The organism is Flavobacterium sp. (assembly GCF_040402835.1).
Taxonomy (GTDB): Bacteria; Bacteroidota; Bacteroidia; order Flavobacteriales; family Flavobacteriaceae; genus Flavobacterium.
Map to the genome: position 1 here is coordinate 1 of NZ_JBBALW010000037.1, position 19,618 is coordinate 19,618.

Below are 19,618 nucleotides of genomic sequence, written 5' to 3' on the forward strand. Positions count from 1 at the left end.
TGTTGAGAAGATTGTGGGGTTTTTTCACAGTCTGACGTCAAACTGTCTAATAACCCGGATGGCTCGGATTTGAGCCGTATCGATACCCGTTTCGATAGCGCAGATTTTTAATCCGTGCCCACAAAGACAATAAGAAAACAAAAAATTACATTTAAATCATTACATTTATAACTAATAAAAAATTTATTTATATGGGAAATCCTATCAATTGGCATGAAAAGCATGCGGAAAAATTAAGTTTTGGGAACCGATTAGCTGATTCTGTAGCAAACGGAATGGGTTCTTGGCGCTTTATAATTGTTCAAACAATATTGGTTGTATTGTGGATGGTTTTAAACATTATTGGATTTGCCTACCATTGGGATGTGTATCCGTTTATTCTACTAAATCTTGTTTTTTCTACCCAAGCTGCTTATGCTGCTCCTATTATTATGATGGCGCAAAACCGACAAAACGAAAGAGATCGCGAACATGCAGAAGCTGATTATCAAACGAATATTGATGCAAAATTAGAAATTGAAGCATTAACATTAAAATTGAATACCATTGAAGTCGAAAAATTAGATAAAATTATTGTACTTCTTGAGGAATTAAAAAGCAATCAGGCTAAATAATCTTGATTTAGCAGTAAATTCTTTTTTATATTTGCGTTTTTTAATTCCAATATTATGAATATCAAACTTATCGCTATTGGTAAAACCGATAACAAAGCCTTGCAATCTTTAATTGACGATTACACCAAAAGATTGTCTTTTTATATCAAGTTTGATTTGGATATTATTCCAGATATTAAAAATGTAAAAAACCTTTCCGAAAGCCAGCAAAAGGAAAAAGAGGGTGAATTGATATTGTCTAAAATTTCGCCAACAGACAACCTAATATTATTAGATGAAAACGGAAAATCATTTTCAAGTGTAGGTTTCTCCGATGAATTACAAAAGAAAATGAATGCTGGAATTAAGACTTTAGTATTTATAATTGGTGGTCCTTACGGTTTTTCGGATACTGTTTACGCTAAAGCAAATGGAAAAATTTCGCTTTCGCAAATGACGTTGTCACACCAAATGGTGCGCTTGTTTTTTATCGAGCAAGTATATCGTGGCTTTACAATTTTGAAAAATGAACCGTATCATCATCAGTGAAATTAATTTCAGATTTTTGATTTCAGATTTAAGAAGAGATAATAGACAAAAAGATAATAGACGAAAAAAGTCCAAAGTCTTAATGTTGAACGTATAAGATGTCTAGTACTCACCAACAACCTAAAACCAACAACCTAAAACCAACAACTTATAACTCCTTTCATACAAAGTAATACATTCCAACGCTTCTTTAACATCATGAACACGAAGAATATTCGCCCCTTTTGACAATGCAATGGTATTTAAAACCGTAGTTCCATTTAAAGCTTCATTGGCGGTTAATCCTAAAGGTTTATAAACCATCGATTTTCTTGAAATGCCTGCTAATAGTGGTAAATCTAACATTTGAAAGAGCTCCAAGTTCTGCAAAACTTCATAATTCTGTTCCAATGTTTTGGCAAATCCAAAGCCTGTATCGATAATCAAATCATTGATTCCAAGGCTTCTTGCTTTGTTTACTTTTTCAGAGAAATAAAACAACATTTCTTTGATAATATTCTCATAATTGGTTTGCGATTGCATGGTTTGTGGCGTGCCCCGCATGTGCATCATTATATAAGGAACATTATATTTAGCGACTACTTCCATCATCTTTTCATCCAAATTTCCTGCCGAAATATCATTGATTATAGCCGCTCCATTTTCGATGCAAAGGGCTGCAATTTCACTTCTGAAAGTATCAATTGACAGTAAGGCGTCGGGGAATTGTTTCAAAATACCTTGTACGACAGGCAAAATCCTACTGCGTTCCTCTTCCTGTGAAACAAATTCTGCGTTGGGCTTACTTGAATAGGCTCCAATATCAATGAAAGTCGCGCCTTCTTCAAGCATTTTTCCAACTTGTGAAAGTCCGTTTTCACTTAAAGTAAATTTCCCACCGTCATAAAATGAATTGGGTGTAACGTTCAAAATCCCCATGATTTTGGGAGTAGATAAATCTATAAGTTGACCTTTGCAATTAATCGTCATAGCTAAAAAGTGTTGTTTTCAAAAAAACTACCTTGATAATCGTTAATGTTCATACATCAATAAGAAATAATTCTTATTTTTGGAGAAATTTATACAAATATACATCATTAAATGGATACTACTTCTCAAGAATATGATAAGGTAATCGCAATTTGTCGTTCGCTGTTTATCAATAAAATGAAAGATTACGGGAGCGCATGGCGTATTTTGAGATTACCATCATTGACAGATCAGATTTATATCAAAGCGCAAAGAATTCGTAGTTTGCAAGAAAACGATGTTCGGAAAGTAGATGAAGGAGAAGCTGGAGAATTCATTGGGATTATCAATTATTCCATAATGGCGTTAATCCAATTGGAATTAGGCGTGGTAGAACAACCTGATTTGGATGTTGAAAAAGCGACACAATTTTATGATAGTAAAATAAAGGAAACCAAGGAATTAATGCAAAATAAAAATCATGATTACGGGGAAGCTTGGCGTGAAATGCGTGTCAATTCATTAACAGATTTGATTTTGCAGAAATTGCTTCGTGTAAAACAAATAGAAGATAACAAAGGTAAAACCTTAGTTTCAGAAGGAATTGATGCCAATTATCAAGACATGATTAACTATGCTGTTTTCGCTTTGATTTTGATGAAATTTCATAAATAATACTAAATATTCGCTCATGACTTCTCGTGAAAAATATGTTCCAATAGCAATTCGAAGCAGTATTGCCTTCTTGTTTTTATTATCGGCGGTAGCCAAATTATACCCATCGCCTTACTTTGCCATCTCCACTTTTGAAGTAAAACAATTGTATCCGTTAGGATTTTCTGAAGAGGTCGCTTCCTATTTCTCTCGAATATTAATCGGTATAGAATTTGCCTTGGGCGTATTAATTTTGCAAAAGCATTACTTAAGAAAATTGGTAATTCCTGCCACTTTATTAATGCTAGCTGTATTTACAACGCATCTTAGTATTGTAACTTTTCAAAATGGTGGCAACTCGGGAAACTGTGGTTGTTTTGGAAGTTTGTTGCCAATGACGCCAATTGAGGCCATTCTGAAAAATATTGTTGCGATTATTCTTTTGGTTATTTTATTGAAAGTAATGCCTAAAAAAGACGAAAGCAAAAGCAATTTTTGGTTACTATCAACGATTACTTTGGCATTTATATTACTATTATTTATGTTGGCGCCAATTCAAGCCAAATCAAATTTTGTGGATGTTACAAGTAAAGAATCTGAAGAAACAACACCAATAGAAACAATAGCTCCCGTAAAATCAGATTCGATTGTGAAAACGGTAAAATCGGATACTTTGAAAAAAGTAGTCGCTGCAATCAAAGACGAACCTTTGCAAAAAAAATCAGGTTATACCACTTATTTCTCTCAGATTGACAACGGCAAAAAAGTACTATGTTACTTTGTTCCAGGTTGCGATCATTGTAGAGTTGCTGCAAAAGAATTGACCGAAATGAATGCCAAAGTGAAGAATTTCCCTGAAATTAGAATCATCTTTATGAATGAAGAAGCCGATTTAATTCCCGAATTTTTCAAATTTGCAGGTGCTGAATATCCCTATAAAATCATTGAAATTATTCCTTTTTGGAATGCTTTAGGCACTGGAAAAGATACCCCTGGCGTGAAATATTTATGGAATGGAAATGAGATGAAATACTATTTCGGAATTACCGATACTAAATTCAATGCAAGTGAATTCAGAGCAATGGTTCAAAAACCATATTCTGCGTTGAAAAGCAAATAAAAGGTTAATCGTTAAAAAAGCAAAAAGGTTAATCGTAGAATAGTTTAATATAAAAATAATTTAACATAAATAAAACCCCTTAATAATGAAAAAAATACTTGCTTTATTAGTTGCCGTAGTTTCCTTTTCTTGTTCCAATGCACAAAAAAAGTCGTTCTCAAAAGAAGCGTTGGCTGAAACCTTAGTTGCATTTGACGGTTCAGAAGTGACCTTTCAATCCATTTTAGAAAAACACAAAGGCAAAACAATTGTATTGGAATGTTGGGCTTCGTGGTGTGGCGACTGCGTGAAAGCAATGCCAAAAATCAAGGAGTTACAAGCGAATAATCCGGATGTAGTTTACGTGTTTTTATCTTGTGATAAAACTTTGGACAAGTGGAAAGAGGGAATTGAAAAGCACGAATTAAAAGGAAATCACTATTTAATTAAAGACGGACAGAAAGGTTCTTTCGGGAAGTCCATTGATTTAGATTGGATTCCGAGATACATCATTGTCAACAAAAAAGGACAAATAAGCTTGTACAGAGCCATCGAAACGGATTTTGAATTGATTCAGAAAACGTTGAAAGAGGATATATAAGTCGAATGTCGAAAGTCTTAATGTCGAAAAAAGATGAAAGATGAAAGATGAAAGATGAAAGATGAAAGATAATAGATGAAAGATAATAGATGAAAGATGAAAGATAATAGATAAAGAGATAGTAGATTTTAAAATTCGGGATAATTCGGGATAATTCGTGGCAAAATGAACTTTGCGAACTTTGCGTAAAACTTTGCGTCCTTTGCGGTTAAGAATAAAAAAATCGAATGTCGAAAGTCTTAAAGTCGAAAGTAGCAACCGAGGTAATGAGCCACAACTTACAACCAATAACTTACAACCAATAACTTATAATTCATAATTAAACAATCATAATGAGAACTAAAATTGTAGCAGGAAACTGGAAGATGCATAAAAATGCAGAGGAAACGGAAGATTTATTGAACGAATTAATCGAAAAATTACCAACAGATAAGGAAGTTCAAATTATTATTGCGCCTACATTCGTAAATTTATCATCGGCTGTAAATCATTTGGAATATACCAATATTGGCGTAGCAGCACAAAACATGCACCAAGCGGAAAGTGGTGCTTATACAGGTGAAATCTCTGCCGATATGCTTCAAAGTATTGGAGTAAATATTGTAATCCTTGGGCATTCTGAGCGTCGTGCGTATTTTCACGAAACCGATGCGATGATTGCTTTTAAAGTGGATACTGCGATAAAACACAACATGACCGCTATTTTTTGCTTTGGCGAAGAATTGAAAGACCGTCAATCGGGAAATCACTTTAACATCGTTGAAAACCAATTGAGAGATGGTTTGTTTCATATTCAAGCCGCTTCTTGGGAAAATATCATCTTGGCTTACGAGCCAGTTTGGGCTATTGGAACTGGGGAAACTGCAAGTCCAGAACAAGCCCAAGAAATGCATGAATTCATTAGAGAAACGGTTAGAAAAGCTTTTGGAAGCGATGTAGCTGAAGATGTTTCAATCCTTTATGGTGGAAGTGTTAAACCGGACAATGCCAAAGAAATTTTCTCAAAACCCGATGTAGATGGGGGATTAATTGGTGGTGCCGCGTTGAAAGCAGATGATTTTGCAGCCATCGTAAATGCGATTTAAAAAAGACAAAAAGATAATAGATTAATAGATAATAGACTAAAAATCACACAGATTACACTGATTTACACAGATTAAAAATTCGAGATAATTCGTATAATTCGTGGCAAAAAAACTTTATTGCTTTTGCTTTTCTAATGTGCCTTTTGTGGTGAAAAAACTTTGCAAACTTTGCGTAAAACCTTTGCGAACTTTGCGGTAAAAAAACCTTCGTGGTAAAACAAATAAAAAACATGTCAAACATATATTTAGGATTTCATTTTGCGGTGGAACCAAAAGAATTAGGATCGGAAATACTAGTTGCTGAATTAGGAGAATTGCCTTTTGAAAGCTTTATTGAAAGCGACTTTGGAGTGGTGGCCTACATTCAAAAACAATTTTGGACTGAGAATATTTTAGAGGATTTGCACATTCTTAGTTCTCCTGAATTTGTTGTTTCCTATACCATCGAAGAAATCGAGCAAGTAAATTGGAATGAAGAATGGGAAAAGAATTTTGAAGCCATAGAGGTTGATGGAATTTGCCATGTTCGCGCTCCTTTTCATCCAAAAACTGATGCGGAATATGATATTGTAATCGAGCCAAAAATGAGTTTCGGAACTGGACACCACGAAACCACCCACATGATGATTCAGCATTTATTAGAAACGGATGTGGCTGGAAAAAAGACGTTGGACATGGGTTGCGGAACAGCCATTTTAGCCATTTTAGCAGAAATGAAAGGAGCGCAACCTATTGACGCCATTGATATTGACAATTGGTGTTACCTGAATTCTATTGAAAATGTAGAACGCAATAATTGTAGTCAAATTACAGTTTACGAAGGAGAAGCAACTTTGTTGAATGGCAAGCAATATGATGTGATTATCGCCAATATTAACCGTAATATTTTGTTGAATGATATGCAAAGTTATGTGGACTGTTTGAATAAAAACGGAACCTTGCTATTGAGTGGATTCTATAAGGAAGACATTCCGTTTATTGATGCTTCTTGCACCGAAAAAGGATTAACATATGTTAAAAAGTTGGAGAGAAACAATTGGGTGTCATTAAAATATGTAAATTAGACGTTGTAAGTTCATAAATTCAAAAGCTATGAGTACAAAAGAAAAAGTTCGCGAAAAAGTAATATTGAAAGAAAGCATCGCATTTGACAATGAAATCGTAATGTATAACGACGATGTAAATACTTTTGACCACGTGATAGACACCTTAATTCGGGTTTGCAACCATACTGCGGAGCAAGCAGAACAATGCTCGTTGATTATACATTACAAAGGAAAATGCACTGTAAAAACAGGCTCTATTAAGGAACTAACGCCACAATGTTTGCAATTATTAGAAGCGGGATTGAGTGCGGAAATAGTTTGAAAAAGTTTAATCGGGGTTAAAAAGTTAAATCTTTTAATTTTTTAAACAATTAATAATGAAATCAACAGCTAAATGGAACAGTACGGCAAAATCTTAATCATTGCAATGCCACTTTTTTTAGTATTAATACTAATTGAAATGGCGTATGGGTATTTTAAATTTAAACATAAAATCCCGTTGATGGATAGCGTTTCCAGTATAAGTTCGGGAATGACCAATTCTGTGAAAGATGTATTAGGTCTTAGCGTCACTTTTATTTCTTACAATTGGATGCTTTCAAAGGTTGGTATTTTTCATTTAGAAGCTAATTTTATAACTTATAGTATTGCTTTTATAGCCATTGATTTTTATGGTTACTGGGGACATAGATTGGCACACCAAATCAATTTTTTATGGAACAAACATGCCATTCATCATAGTAGTGAAGAGTTTAATTTGGCTTGTGCTTTACGACAAACCATATCTAGTTTCGTAAATCTATTTACTTTTTTGTTACTCCCTGCGGCACTTCTTGGAGTGCCTACTAAAGTGATTGTGATTACACTTCCCATACAGTTGTTTCTGCAATTTTGGTACCACACGACCTATATCAAAAAAATGGGTTTTCTTGAAAAAATCCTAGTCACACCATCACACCACCGAGTACATCACGCCATAAATCCAGAGTATATGGATAAAAACCATTCACAAATATTTATTATTTGGGATAAGCTTTTTGGAACTTTCCAAGCAGAATTAAATACCGTTCCTGCTGTATTTGGCATAACAAGACCTGCGCAAACATGGAATCCAATTCGGATAAACTTCCAGCATTTACAACTTTTGATTTCTGATGCTTGGCGAAGTAAAAATTGGAAAGACAAATTAACGATTTGGTTTAAACCCACTGGCTGGAGGCCTGAAAACTTCGAGGAAATATATCCTGTTCTGAAGATAAAAGACGTATTTGCGTTTCAAAAATATAATTCTTCACATTCCAAAAAACTAATTTATTGGTCAGTAACACAAGCGCTTGTCACCCTAATCTTTGTGAGTTACTTGTTCAATAACATTGCCACAATTGGAATGCCAAATATTTTTATCTATGGTGCCTTTTTGTACTTAACTATTTTTAGTTATTCTGAGCTAATGGACAACCGTCCTTCTGCCTTTTTTTGGGAAGGTTTGAGGTTGCTTTTTGGGATTGCAATCATTCTTCGTTTAGGCGATTGGTTTGGGCTGAACAGTCTTACTACTAGAGGGAATTATATGATTTTGAGTTACCTTTTATTCTCGTTATTGGTCACTGTTTATTTTGTATTTTTTGTCTTTAAAAAAACACCACCTATTCCCCAATCTATTTAAATTTATAATATGAACAAATCAATATTTTTAAAATTATACCTTCTAGTAGCGGCTACTAATCTGCTACTTATTTTTCTAGATTACGGAAATATTTCAGCATTTTTGAAACCTTTATTAATGCCGTTATTGATTTTGTATGTCTATTATCAAGAGGCATTTTCTGCTAAGAAATTTCTTTTGCTTGGGTTAATTTTCTCTTGGGTAGGTGACCTTTTATTACTGTTTACGTCTAAAGGCGAGCTTTTTTTTACAACTGGTTTACTCTCGTTTTTAATGGCTCATGTTTTTAATATATACTTATTTTCTAAACTTGGAACAACGGCAGCCTATAAGAAAAATTTGGTTTTTTGGGCGGGTATTATCTTAATATTAATTTACTTACAAAGCTTATTAGCATTGCTTTTACCTAAATTAGGAAATTTAAAAGTCCCTGTAAGTATCTATGCCTTAACTATATCCGTCATGTTAGCCTTTGCATGGCGCGGTTTTTTTATTTGGAAAAAACCCACCCGATTTTTTATACTTTTTGGAGCTATAGCTTTTGTAGCATCCGATAGCTTTTTGGCAATCAATAAATTTCAATCTTCTTTTGAATATGCTTCTTTTTTAATTATGGTAACTTATTTGACAGCCCAATTTGGAATTGTGCGTGGAGTCGTTTCTTCATTTAATTTTAAAAAAGAACTTTAATAATTAAAAAAAAACATTTAAAATAGATTTCTATTATTTTTTCACAGGTATACTTTCCAAAATTTCCAATACAAATTTCCAAAATTTTTGTGCCGATTTGATACTAGCTCTTTCATCTGGTGAATGCGCTCCGTGAATAGTAGGTCCAAAAGAAATCATATCCATATCAGGGTAATTGGTTCCTAATATTCCACATTCTAATCCTGCGTGACACGCCACAACTTTTGGTTTGTCGTTGTTTTGCTTCTCATAAATAGCAACCAAAACATCCAAGATTTCAGACTTTACATTTGGCGTCCAACCTGGGTAAGAACCCGCTAATGTAACTTCGCAACCACACAATTCAAAAGCAGAGCGCAAGACATTAGCCAAATCAAATTTGGAAGTTTCAACTGAAGAACGGGTCAAGCAACCAATGGTAATTTCCCCATCTTTAATGATGATTCTTGCCACATTATTAGAAGTTTCAACCAAATTTTCCATATCGGCACTCATGCGATAAACGCCATTATGAGCCACATAAATCGAACGAATAATTCCTTCTTGAACTCCCAAATCCATTACTTTTGAAGGCAATTCCGATTTTACGATTTCAATGGTCAAATTAGGTTCTGTTGTTTTGAATTCGGTTTTGATATCATTGATAATTTCTTGCATATCAAAAACATATGCTTCGTCATACATTTGAGCCACAATAATTTTGGCAACACTTTCTCTTGGTATAGCATTTCGTAAACTTCCACCGTTAATTTCAGCCACTTGAAGTCCGAAATTCTCGAAAGCATCAAACAATAATCGGTTCATTATTTTATTGGCATTACCCAAACCTTTGTGAATATCCATTCCTGAATGTCCGCCGTTCAAGCCTTTTACAGTAATTGTATATCCCACAGAACCTTCAGGGGTTTCCTCTTCATTATAGCTTCTTGTAGCGGTTACATCAATTCCACCGGCGCAACCAATATCAATTTCATCGTCTTCTTCGGTGTCCATATTCAAAAGGATTTCACCTTTTAGAATGCCGCCTTTTAGGTTCAAAGCCCCAGTCATTCCTGTTTCTTCGTCTATGGTAAATAACGCTTCAATGGCAGGATGTTGAATGGTTTTACTTTCTAAAATTGCCATTATCATAGCTACTCCAAGACCGTTATCTGCACCTAAAGTGGTGCCACGAGCACGAACCCAGTCGCCATCAACATACATATCAATTCCTTGTGTGTCAAAGTCAAAAACAGTATCAGAATTTTTTTGGTGCACCATATCCAAATGCCCTTGAAGAACAACGGCTTTGCGATTTTCCATTCCTGAAGTTGCTGGTTTTCTGATAATTACATTACGAATTTCATCTTCAAAAGTTTCTAATACTAAACTATTTCCGAAGTCTTTCATAAATTCAATTACACGTTCTTCTTTTTTGGAAGGACGCGGTACCGCATTCAAATCGGCAAATTTATTCCAAAGTGCTTTTGGTTCGAGGTTTCTAATTTCTTGGCTCATTTATGTGTTTTTTAATTTTATTGTGGATAATTTATGGGGTTCAATGCAGTATTAAAAACAGAGATTATGAAGATAGTTTTTAGATTTTCATCAATATAATAGAAGATAATAAATGGAAATTTATGAATTGGAAAACCGTGATAATCTTTATAACGGATTTAAAAAAAAGGGCTTTTAATCAAAGTTTCAATGTGTTCATTGACCACTTTGTAAAAATATTCGCCTAATCCAATTTGCTTTGAGTCGTAATAATCTATTGCATTTTGAATGTCTAAGATTGCTCTTGGCTCAATTACAATTTTATAAATCATCCTTTGGATTTAAACTGCAATTGATTTTTTGCATCGTTCCAAGGAATAAAATCATCTGTTTTTGCAGTTGCTCTTCTCTCATCTAACAAATTCATCATTTCTTGATTTATAGAAAACTCATTTATTACCGTTTCGTAATTGAATTTTTCTATTAATTTCATAAAAAAAGAGAGTTCGTTGTCTGGAATATTTAATGTTATTTGTGTCATCCTTACTTTTATCTGAATACAAATTTACAAATAAATAAGGTACAGTAACTTTTTAATTGTTATTTTTATGGCAAATCTAAAACGGTGCAACGAAAATACATTCTTCCATTAATACTGTTCATTCAAATTCTATTTTTACAGTTGATTTCGTTTTTCCCAGAAGTGGTAGAGCGCTATTACAGTAATGGTTTGTATGTTTATATTTCCAAATTTTCTCGAATTGTATTTGGCAGTTTTCCTTTTTCTTTTGGCGATTGTATTTATTTTGTAGTGGTGTTTTTAATTTTAAGATGGTTTTACCAACAACGTAAATTGGGGAAATTGAATTGGAAGGATTCGGCTTTACAGGTGCTGAGTTTTCTGTCGGTGTTTTATTTTTTGTTTAATTTGCTTTGGGCAATGAATTATCATCGGATGCCATTATTTGAAAAAATGGCTATTGAACGGAAATATTCCAATGAAGATTTGTTGAAATTTACAAAAGTATTGATTGCCAAAACAAATGAAATTCAAAATCAAATTGAGAAAAATGACAGTTTGAAAGTTGTTTTTCCGTATTCGCAAGAGCAGGTATTTGAGATGAATTTAACGGGTTTTCAATTGCTTTCTAATCAATTTTCAAGTTTTGAATATACCAATCCAAGTGTTAAGAAATCGCTTATTAGTTTGCCCTTAAGTTATATGGGTTTTGGGGGTTATTTGAATCCGTTTACCAATGAAGCTCAGGTAAATGACAAAGGACCGATGTATAATTTTCCAACAACTGTTTGTCACGAAATGGCACATCAATTGGGCTATGCTTCAGAAAGTGAGGCTAATTTTATTGGTTTTTTAGCTTCTATAAAAAATAAAAATGTGTATTTTCAATATTCGGGATACAGTTATGCGTTGCGGTATTGTTTGGGAAATTGGCAAACTCGTGATGAAAAAGTTTTCGAGGAACTACTTAAAACAGTTCATCCAGGAATTTTGAAAAACTACAAGGAAAGTGAAGATTTTTGGAAGCAATATGAAACTTTTATAGAAAAAGGATTCCAAATATTTTACGATAATTTCCTGAAATTCAATCAGCAAAAAGACGGTTTGGAAGGTTATAGTAAGTTTGTAGATTTGATGGTGAATTACTATAAAGATAAATCGTTTTAGGGAAGTTTATTTTTCGGACAATTCCTAGTAATCAAATGATTTTTAGTTTAGCCCTGATGGAAATGGAAATCCCACGTCATTGCGAGGAACGAAGCAATCTCGTGGATTGCAATGGACAGCAGGAATTATAACTTCTTAAAATGTGGGAACAATTCGCTTCAAAAAGTATTAATATTCCCATTTTCGAGTTTTATTCAACGCTTCCTGTGCTTCGATTTCTTCGGCAGGAATGACTTTTAGAAAAGACGGGTGTTGCTCGATAGCAAATTCCACTTTTTCGACAATTTGCTCAATTGTATCATTTTCATAATCGATTTCCAAGGGTGGCTTTATGATAAAAGATTGTAAAATTCCTTTCTTTTTCATGCGTAAACCTTTTTTATCAAAGGAACGACGGAAACCGTCAATTACAATAGGGATTACAATTGGACGATGCTGTTTGATGATGTGTGCGGTGCCTTTTCGAACTGGTTTAAATGATTTTGTGGTGCCTTGCGGGAAGGTAATTACCCAACCATCAGCTAGTGCAATTTTTATGTTTTCGGTGTCAATTGGATTAATATCTCGTTTTTCGGTTACATCTTTTCCACAAGATCGCCAGGTTCTTTCGACAGTTATAGCGCCTGCATAGCACAAAATTTTAGGAAGAAGTCCTGCTTGCATGGTTTCTTTTGCAGCAACATAATAGATGTTTAATTTTGGTTTCCAAATGTATCCTACGTTTTTTATTGAATCTTGACGACCGCTTAAACTGGCGTTAAACACGTGAAACATTGCCACTACATCGGCAAAATAAGTTTGGTGGTTGGAAATGAAAAGCACGTTCGTCTCTGGTAACAACCTAATGATTTCAGAGCCTTCAATTTGAAGTTGATTGAACCCTCGGTAGCGTTTGTGTGTTAAGACTGCAAAAATTCTGATTAGCCATTTTTTTAGGAATAGAATATGTCCGAATGGGTTTCTTTTAAGTGAAAACATAATTTTTTTGTAAATACTAATGGCAAATTTACAAAATTATTATTTAAAAGAATTTTTGAGAACTTCTTTCAATTCGCTCATCATCATAGCGGTGGCTCCCCAAACATAATGTTCGTTAATTTTGAACATAGGCACATCAATATCAGAACCATACGAAGTATCCATTCTTTTTGTTACGATATTTTCCTCGTTCAAAAGATCAATTATTGGGAGTTCAATAATTCCTGCGACTTCTTCAATTTGCTTCGTAAATATCAATTCGGAATAGCTAATTCCTAAAAAAGGGGCGACTAAAAAATTACTTGGAGGTATATAAATTTCTGTAAACGCTTTTATAACTTTGATTTTTTTGGGATGTATTCCGATTTCTTCATGGGTTTCTCGAAGTGCGGTATATTGCAGTGATTTGTCTTCCAATTCTGCTTTTCCGCCTGGAAAGGCAATTTGTGAAGAATGGACTCCAGTACTAGAATTTCTGATAATCAATGCTAAAAAGCTTGAGTTATTTTTCGGATATATAAGCATCATTACAGCCGCTTTTCGTGGATTTTTATTCAAATAATCTACTTTATTAACAGCTAAAATACGTTCTGCAGGCGACATTTTTAGGTGCGCTTCTTCTGCTAGAAGTTTTTCTTTTTCTATTTTTGGAACATATTTCAAAAACTCTGTAAAATCCATATTGATATCCTATTTTTGTATTTAAAATCATTATAAAAGTAGTTTAGAAAATCGATATTTGCAACTATTTGAAAATCAAGATTAAAAGATAAATTAAGCACTAATGTATAGTAAAGAAGAAAATCAAAAATTAAAAAGAGAATTTTGGGTTACATTTTCCGAAAAATATCCTAGGAAATGGGTTCTTTATGACACGAAAATTAAAGATTTTTCTTTTAAATTTTATGTTGAAAACACCAAAGCTCAAGTGCAAATTGACATTGAACATCGCAATGAAATCAAGCGAATTCAATATTTTGAAAAGTTAGAATCCTTGAAAAATATTTTGGATGAGGAATTTATTTCAGATTTAGTATTTGAGAAATATTTCAGTTTAGAAAACGGAAAAACGATTAGCCGAATTTGGGTTGAAAAATTAAATGTAAGTGTGAGCAATCAAAAATATTGGGATGAAATCTTTGTTTTTTTCAATGAAAAAATGAGTGCTTTAGAACTGTTTTATTCAGAATACGACGAATATATTAAAGATATTGAGTGATGCCGATTGATTTTGGACTATTTTAAATACTTCGGATAGGATTTTTATTTCTTGTGGACACGAGCGAGACGCTCGCGATAGCGGGGAGCACTGAACCGCCACTTTTGCCAAACCCGTGTTATGCCTAGTGCTTCTTTTCTGTCCGCTTTTCAACTGCATTTTTTAGTTGTTCAAAATTATTTATTTCTACTATTTCAACAAGGTCTGAACCGTCAAGTCCACAAGCAGTTGTTGTAACAACCTTAACTCCTTTAGAAATTGCTTTCAAAATTTGTCTTGGTTGGTGTTCTACAAATGTCGGGTAAACTATAAGTCCGATTTGGTCAAAAGCTCCATTAAACTTTTCGGTCTTTAAGTCTTCCCAAAAATTTTCGGTTTCTATTGTCCTGCCCGAAATGGTCAAGTTAAGATTTAATTCTTTTGCTAGTCTTCTGATTTCATATGCGCCTTTTCTTCCAACCGCAGAAGCAGGAAAAAGTACCTTGATTCCATTTGTTTGTCCGTTTGTCGAAAGAGGAGTTTCCCAATTTAATTTAACAACCTTATTCTTAAATATTTCAGCAATTTCTGAATGTGGTGTAATTATTTTTCTTGCTTTAGTCAACGCCTTATTTTCAGTTTCAATTAATTCTTTATCGGCTCTAAAGTCTTTTAGTGTTGGACTTTCTGAATGGATATTAAATGCAAAATCAAGTCTTTCGTGAAGTTTTTTAAATGGTAGTCTTGTCATTAAAACATCAAATGTCCTACCGCCCAAAACACCTGTTTCATAAATGAAAGGGAGCAAGTTTTGAGAAATGACTAAATGCGTTGAGTCAATTGGAATTTGTCTAGCTGATGCCGTTGCTATTTTTTTGTCTAGTTGTAGCCCAAGTTCAAAAACATTATTTTTATTTTTAGGTGCAAATCTGAGTTTTATCGCTCTGTAAATTCCCTGAGAATCTGTCGTTTTGGTTTTTTGAGGATTTGCAGAAGTCCAATAATATCGGTCTGTTTTTATAAATCTGTTTTTCTTAAGCGGTAAAATGAAATTGTCGGATGCTGTAGCAGTTTCTGTTATATACTTGTCATACTCAGGCCATTTTTCATCGAGAATAAAAGTGGTCGTGGCAATTTCTTGTTTTAAAGATGTTCTGTCGGGGTGTTTAAAACAAGCAAAATTTCCGCAAGAGTAGCAGTCATTAAGTTTGTTAGAATATCTCAAGTCAAATTTTTCGTCAGTTGCTTTAACATTCTTCTGTTTACTTCTAAAGCACACAACCAACTTATCCGAAGTTAACTCTATTTCAATTCTAAAGTCAAAGGAAGATTTGAAACGTAAATCAATGTAATTCCATTTTACTGTTGCATCTCGGTCTTGTTCGGCAAGTGAGCCTTTGATTACTTTGGTGTGTTTGTGCCTTTCAACTATGTCAAAATTTGCATTAAGTGCAGTATCATACAAAGCATTTGAGAGTTGGCAAAGTCCACCCGCAATGGTTGGAACGATACAACCTTCTCTAATTTCTCTACCAATTACGTAGCCTTGTCCAAAGTTCGGATTACCAATATGTTTCCAAAAGCTAAAAACTTCGTTTGCTTTAATTTCAAGTCCGTGTAATTTTTTAGCTGAAATTCTTAAGTTTTCAATTTTCCCTGCAGTTAAAATCCAATTGTCTTTGTTGTCAAATGGGTTCCAAAGGTCACTTTCAGAGAATGCGATTACTGGCTTTTTGATTAACTGACTTTTGTCTTTGAATTTTTGTGTCGGATAAAGCAAATTTTTGAAAATACGATTTCCTGTCAACACAACCGTTTTCAGTCGAAATATTGTGTTGTTAACGAAACTGTGTTTTTCTGTCAATTGCTGTCTACTCACGGTGTCTTTTTAGCATTAGTCATAACTTATCTATAGGCGATACAAACTTTCGCTCATCACACCGTATTTGCGTAGATTGGCGAAGGTTTATATCGCATTATTCATTTTCAAATGTAGTTTTAAATATTCAATAAAGGCTTTGTTTTTCGAAATATAAAAAGTATCAAAACAATTTTTCCCTCAGCCCCGATTGCAATGGAAATCCTGCGCTTTTTAGCGCAGATTGTAATGGAAAGCGGGAATTGCAATTCCAAATACAAGAGGGCAATTCGCTCCAAATAATGAGGAAAAATAGCTTTTTTGAAGGTATTTTTGTAACGTTTGGTAGTCGAACTATTTGGTAATAAAAAAGCCAAGAAGGAATAGTAGTACTTCTTGGCTTTGTATATTGGTGTGTTGAATTAGTTTTTAGCTTCTAAAACTTTATTAGAATCAAACCCAAAAAGTCGGTGCTTTTTGATGATTTCACTAATTCCTTGTGGTAGCATATCTTCCCAACCGGATTTTCCGTTGCTAATCATTTTCAAAACTTCGCGAGAGAAAACTTCTAAATTATGGTGGTCAAAATCTTCAATGTCGATTACTTTGCCATTGGATTTGAAGAATTTATACAACTCTTTCATTCTTGGATGTACTTTCAGATTTTCGGAAGTTATGATTTCGCCGTTTTCGCCAAGCATTGGGTAAAGGAACACTTTTAGATCACGATAGAATAATTTTCCAAATGCCTCTAAGATTCCACCACTTAAATGGCGGTAGTATTTTTCATCAAATATATCGATTAAGTTATTGACTCCCATTGCCAATCCCATTCGGGCTTTGGTATAATTGGAGAAGTATTCAACTACGCGATAATATTCCTGGAAGTTGGAAATCATTACAGTTTGCCCTAACGAACAAAGCAGTTCGGCTCGATCCATAAAATCACGTTCGTCGATTTCTCCATCGGAACGTAAATTAGAAAGTGTGATTTCAAAAATTACTAAGGTATTTTCCTTATCTACTTTATTTTCGTTGAGGAACATTTTTAAGGAATGTTCGTACATATCCATATTTACTTTCGTAACGGGACGAAAACTTCCACGGAATGCCAAGATATTTTTTTTGTAAAGAATCGCTGCTGGTAAAATATTATTTCCATTTGGATCAAACATTACCGCATCGGTCATTCCGTTTTTTACCAATTGCAAACTCATCAAACGGTTGTCAACATTAGCAAAACGTGGCCCTGAAAAGTTTATGGTGTCAATTTCTAATTGGTCTTTATCTAAATGGTCGTATAAATAGCGAAGTAATTTTTTAGGATCATTGTATTTATAGAAAGCGCCATATATCAAATTTACTCCTAAAACGCCTAAGGTTTCTTGTTGCAAACGAGCGTCAGTTTCCTTAAATCGTATGTGAATAATAATTTCATTGATATCTTCATCAGGTTCAATTTGGTAGCGAATTCCTACCCAGCCGTGCCCTTTGAATTGTTTTGCAAAATCGATGGTTGCCACGGTATTTGCGTAGCTAAAAAACATTTTATTAGGATGTTTTGCTCTGCTTAACCGTTTTTCAATTAAGTCATATTCGTGAGAGAGCATCTTTTTCAATCTGCTTTCGGTTACATATCTGCCATCTCCCTCGTCACCATAAATGGCATCACTAAAATCTTTATCGTAGGCTGACATTGCCTTTGCAATCGTTCCTGAAGAACCTCCAGACCTAAAAAAATGCCTTACCGTTTCTTGACCAGCTCCAATTTCAGCAAAAGTGCCGTAAATATTTTCGTTCATATTGATACGAAGTGCTTTGTCTTTTATAGATGGGATTTGTTCGATGACTTTGTCACCTTTTAATTTAATTTCAGTCTCCATTTTATGATTTACAATAACTTGTTTACAAAGTTAACAAATTAGGGCTTTAATAAAAGAGAAATAATCTTATTTTTGTGAAAAAGAAATTCGTTGAAAGTTTATTTTTTAGGCACCGGCACGTCGCAAGGAATTCCAGTTATAGGAAGTCAGCATTCTGTATGCCAAAGTGAGAGCCCTAAAGACAAGCGATTGCGGGTTTCGGTTTGGATTTCTTGGGAAGGATTTTCTTTCGTAATTGATTGCGGACCCGATTTTAGACAACAAATGCTAACCTCTAAATGTTCTAAAACCGAAGCCATTTTATATACCCACGAACACTCCGATCACACCGCTGGAATGGATGATATTCGTCCTTTTAACTTCAAACAAGGAAATATTCCAATATATGCGCACCAACGGGTACTTGAAAATCTGAAAAGACGTTTCGATTATGTTTTTGAAACGGTGAATAAATATCCGGGAGCTCCAACGGTTTCTCCTATTGAAGTTATCAATAATCAGCCTTTCATTTTGGGAGGAAAATCTATAATACCTATTAATGTGATGCATGGGAACCTTCAAGTTTTTGGCTATAGAATTGATGATTTCGCCTATCTTACAGATGTGAAAACCATTGAAAAAGTCGAACTTGAAAAGTTGAAAAACTTGGATGTTTTGGTTGTAAATGCTTTACGGGAAGAGCCACACAACACCCATTTTAATTTGCAAGAAGCGTTGGATTTCATCGCTTTGGTGCAACCTAAAAAAACCTATTTGACTCATATAAGTCATCTTTTAGGTTTTCACGATGAAGTACAACAAAAACTTCCAAAAAACGTTTATTTAGCCTACGATAATTTAGAAATTAATATTTAAAAAATGAAACAATCCCTTTTACTCTACCTTTTTATTTTGGCATTGGTTTTCAATGTTTTCACTTATGCTTATTACTCAAAAGAAGTGGCTTTTCAGAAAGAGCAGTTCGATAAATTAACCAAAAAATCACTGGCTAAAGAAGCAAAACTGAATGATAATTTGATTGATGCTAACTACTTTTCGTTAGAAAATAATGAGAAAGCACAGAATTATTTTTACTCAGATGTTCCAGAAAAAAATGTAGATTACGTCGCATTAATTCCATTATTGAAAGATAAATTAATGGATTTTAACGATAATCCGATTGGAAATCCATACACAGGTCAAGAAAAATTAGGGGCTAATAAGTTTATTATTAATAAGATAAAAGTGCTAAACCACCGATGGATTATTGCCGATTTTAGCGATGGTGAATATTGGGGCGAAGTGTTATTGAAGTATTTTGTAAACGATGATAAAAGTATTTCCTTTGAAGTCAACCAATCTTTAGTGTTTCAAAAATAGTAAGTGTTTTTTTTAGCCACAGATTTTCAGATTTTTAATTTAATTTATTAGCCACGAATTACACGAATTTCCACTAATAAATTCGTGATAATTAGTGAAATTCGTGTTTACTTATTAATTCGTATTTGTTTTGACTATAAGTCGATTTTGGTTTAATCTCTTTAGGTTTAATTCCTCGAAGCTCTGCTTCGATTTTTTTTGCCACAGATTCACAGATTAAAAAAGATTTTTGAAAATCTGTGAATCTG

General features: G+C 33.8%; 22 protein-coding genes. 14 read left to right on the forward strand and 8 right to left on the reverse strand.

Annotated features, from left to right (window positions below; genetic code table 11):
• Positions 1 to 191: 191 nt before the first annotated feature.
• Together AC9UEH_RS10605 and rlmH are read left to right on the forward strand one after the other, a co-directional pair.
• Positions 192 to 614, forward strand: coding sequence for a DUF1003 domain-containing protein (locus tag AC9UEH_RS10605; protein WP_509531553.1), 423 nt, complete (start codon positions 192 to 194; stop codon positions 612 to 614).
• Positions 615 to 668: 54 nt separating this feature from the next.
• Entirely contained in the window at positions 669 to 1,142 is a 474-nt protein-coding gene (rlmH, locus tag AC9UEH_RS10610) for a 23S rRNA (pseudouridine(1915)-N(3))-methyltransferase RlmH (RefSeq protein ID WP_509531556.1), read from the forward strand.
• 120 nt (positions 1,143 to 1,262) lie between these two features.
• Here the strand turns inward: rlmH and folP are convergent, their stop codons facing one another.
• A complete protein-coding gene (folP, locus tag AC9UEH_RS10615) occupies positions 1,263 to 2,111 on the reverse strand; it encodes a dihydropteroate synthase (RefSeq protein WP_509531559.1) in 849 nt (282 codons plus the stop codon).
• A gap of 111 nt (positions 2,112 to 2,222) precedes the next feature.
• Here folP and AC9UEH_RS10620 point away from each other — a divergent pair, with 111 nt between their 5' ends.
• The 8 genes from AC9UEH_RS10620 (at position 2,223) to AC9UEH_RS10655 (ending at position 8,931) form a co-directional block, all read left to right on the forward strand.
• Positions 2,223 to 2,765, forward strand: a complete 543-nt coding sequence (locus tag AC9UEH_RS10620; RefSeq protein ID WP_509531562.1) for a DUF1599 domain-containing protein — start codon at positions 2,223 to 2,225, stop codon at positions 2,763 to 2,765.
• 16 nt (positions 2,766 to 2,781) lie between these two features.
• Positions 2,782 to 3,864 carry a MauE/DoxX family redox-associated membrane protein gene (locus tag AC9UEH_RS10625; RefSeq protein ID WP_509531564.1) on the forward strand — a complete coding sequence of 361 codons (1,083 nt, stop codon included), beginning with the start codon at positions 2,782 to 2,784 and terminating at the stop codon, positions 3,862 to 3,864.
• Between the two features lie 85 nt (positions 3,865 to 3,949).
• Complete coding sequence (locus AC9UEH_RS10630; protein WP_509531566.1) at positions 3,950 to 4,444, forward strand: TlpA family protein disulfide reductase; 495 nt, start codon at positions 3,950 to 3,952, stop codon at positions 4,442 to 4,444.
• A gap of 332 nt (positions 4,445 to 4,776) precedes the next feature.
• A complete protein-coding gene (gene tpiA / locus AC9UEH_RS10635; RefSeq protein WP_509531569.1) occupies positions 4,777 to 5,529 on the forward strand; it encodes a triose-phosphate isomerase in 753 nt (250 codons plus the stop codon).
• Positions 5,530 to 5,759: 230 nt separating this feature from the next.
• On the forward strand, positions 5,760 to 6,593 hold the full coding sequence (prmA, locus tag AC9UEH_RS10640; RefSeq protein ID WP_509531572.1) for a 50S ribosomal protein L11 methyltransferase: 834 nt from the start codon (positions 5,760 to 5,762) through the stop codon (positions 6,591 to 6,593).
• A gap of 28 nt (positions 6,594 to 6,621) precedes the next feature.
• Positions 6,622 to 6,897, forward strand: a complete 276-nt coding sequence (locus tag AC9UEH_RS10645; protein ID WP_509531575.1) for an ATP-dependent Clp protease adaptor ClpS — start codon at positions 6,622 to 6,624, stop codon at positions 6,895 to 6,897.
• Positions 6,898 to 6,969: 72 nt separating this feature from the next.
• Positions 6,970 to 8,241 (forward strand): sterol desaturase family protein, encoded by a 1,272-nt coding sequence (locus tag AC9UEH_RS10650; protein ID WP_509531578.1) that lies wholly within the window; start codon positions 6,970 to 6,972, stop codon positions 8,239 to 8,241.
• 102 nt (positions 8,242 to 8,343) lie between these two features.
• Positions 8,344 to 8,931 (forward strand): lysoplasmalogenase, encoded by a 588-nt coding sequence (locus AC9UEH_RS10655; protein ID WP_509531581.1) that lies wholly within the window; start codon positions 8,344 to 8,346, stop codon positions 8,929 to 8,931.
• A gap of 33 nt (positions 8,932 to 8,964) precedes the next feature.
• On the opposite strand, the gene AC9UEH_RS10660 is transcribed toward AC9UEH_RS10655, so the two are convergent.
• The 3 genes from AC9UEH_RS10660 to AC9UEH_RS10670 all read right to left on the reverse strand — a co-directional run bounded on the left by AC9UEH_RS10660 (position 8,965) and on the right by AC9UEH_RS10670 (position 10,900).
• Positions 8,965 to 10,428, reverse strand: coding sequence for an aminoacyl-histidine dipeptidase (locus AC9UEH_RS10660; RefSeq protein WP_509531584.1), 1,464 nt, complete (start codon positions 10,426 to 10,428; stop codon positions 8,965 to 8,967).
• A gap of 158 nt (positions 10,429 to 10,586) precedes the next feature.
• The gene (locus AC9UEH_RS10665) at positions 10,587 to 10,739 is read right to left on the reverse strand and encodes a hypothetical protein (RefSeq protein WP_509531587.1); all 153 of its coding nucleotides are present in this window, start codon (positions 10,737 to 10,739) and stop codon (positions 10,587 to 10,589) included.
• Positions 10,736 to 10,900 carry a hypothetical protein gene (locus AC9UEH_RS10670; RefSeq protein WP_509531590.1) on the reverse strand — a complete coding sequence of 55 codons (165 nt, stop codon included), beginning with the start codon at positions 10,898 to 10,900 and terminating at the stop codon, positions 10,736 to 10,738. Before AC9UEH_RS10670 ends, AC9UEH_RS10665 begins: the two co-directional genes overlap by 4 nt.
• A gap of 132 nt (positions 10,901 to 11,032) precedes the next feature.
• Here AC9UEH_RS10670 and AC9UEH_RS10675 point away from each other — a divergent pair, with 132 nt between their 5' ends.
• Positions 11,033 to 12,094, forward strand: coding sequence for a DUF3810 domain-containing protein (locus AC9UEH_RS10675; RefSeq protein WP_509531593.1), 1,062 nt, complete (start codon positions 11,033 to 11,035; stop codon positions 12,092 to 12,094).
• Between the two features lie 168 nt (positions 12,095 to 12,262).
• Here the strand turns inward: AC9UEH_RS10675 and AC9UEH_RS10680 are convergent, their stop codons facing one another.
• Both AC9UEH_RS10680 and AC9UEH_RS10685 read right to left on the reverse strand, forming a co-directional pair.
• Positions 12,263 to 13,072 carry a lysophospholipid acyltransferase family protein gene (locus tag AC9UEH_RS10680; RefSeq protein WP_509531596.1) on the reverse strand — a complete coding sequence of 270 codons (810 nt, stop codon included), beginning with the start codon at positions 13,070 to 13,072 and terminating at the stop codon, positions 12,263 to 12,265.
• A 39-nt stretch (positions 13,073 to 13,111) separates the two neighbouring features.
• The gene (locus AC9UEH_RS10685) at positions 13,112 to 13,753 is read right to left on the reverse strand and encodes an NUDIX hydrolase (protein WP_509531599.1); all 642 of its coding nucleotides are present in this window, start codon (positions 13,751 to 13,753) and stop codon (positions 13,112 to 13,114) included.
• A 103-nt stretch (positions 13,754 to 13,856) separates the two neighbouring features.
• Between AC9UEH_RS10685 and AC9UEH_RS10690 the strand changes: the two genes are divergently transcribed.
• A complete protein-coding gene (locus tag AC9UEH_RS10690) occupies positions 13,857 to 14,291 on the forward strand; it encodes a DUF4268 domain-containing protein (protein WP_509531602.1) in 435 nt (144 codons plus the stop codon).
• 124 nt (positions 14,292 to 14,415) lie between these two features.
• Here AC9UEH_RS10690 and AC9UEH_RS10695 read toward each other — a convergent pair whose 3' ends face one another.
• Together AC9UEH_RS10695 and AC9UEH_RS10700 are read right to left on the reverse strand one after the other, a co-directional pair.
• Positions 14,416 to 16,149 carry a VanW family protein gene (locus AC9UEH_RS10695; protein ID WP_509531605.1) on the reverse strand — a complete coding sequence of 578 codons (1,734 nt, stop codon included), beginning with the start codon at positions 16,147 to 16,149 and terminating at the stop codon, positions 14,416 to 14,418.
• A 401-nt stretch (positions 16,150 to 16,550) separates the two neighbouring features.
• Positions 16,551 to 18,011: a TonB-dependent receptor gene (locus AC9UEH_RS10700; RefSeq protein ID WP_509531608.1), complete on the reverse strand. Its 1,461-nt coding sequence runs from the start codon at positions 18,009 to 18,011 to the stop codon at positions 16,551 to 16,553.
• A gap of 90 nt (positions 18,012 to 18,101) precedes the next feature.
• Here AC9UEH_RS10700 and AC9UEH_RS10705 point away from each other — a divergent pair, with 90 nt between their 5' ends.
• Positions 18,102 to 18,866: an MBL fold metallo-hydrolase gene (locus AC9UEH_RS10705; protein WP_509531611.1), complete on the forward strand. Its 765-nt coding sequence runs from the start codon at positions 18,102 to 18,104 to the stop codon at positions 18,864 to 18,866.
• A 3-nt stretch (positions 18,867 to 18,869) separates the two neighbouring features.
• Positions 18,870 to 19,370 (forward strand): hypothetical protein, encoded by a 501-nt coding sequence (locus tag AC9UEH_RS10710; protein WP_509531614.1) that lies wholly within the window; start codon positions 18,870 to 18,872, stop codon positions 19,368 to 19,370.
• The last annotated feature ends 248 nt before the right edge of the window (positions 19,371 to 19,618 follow it).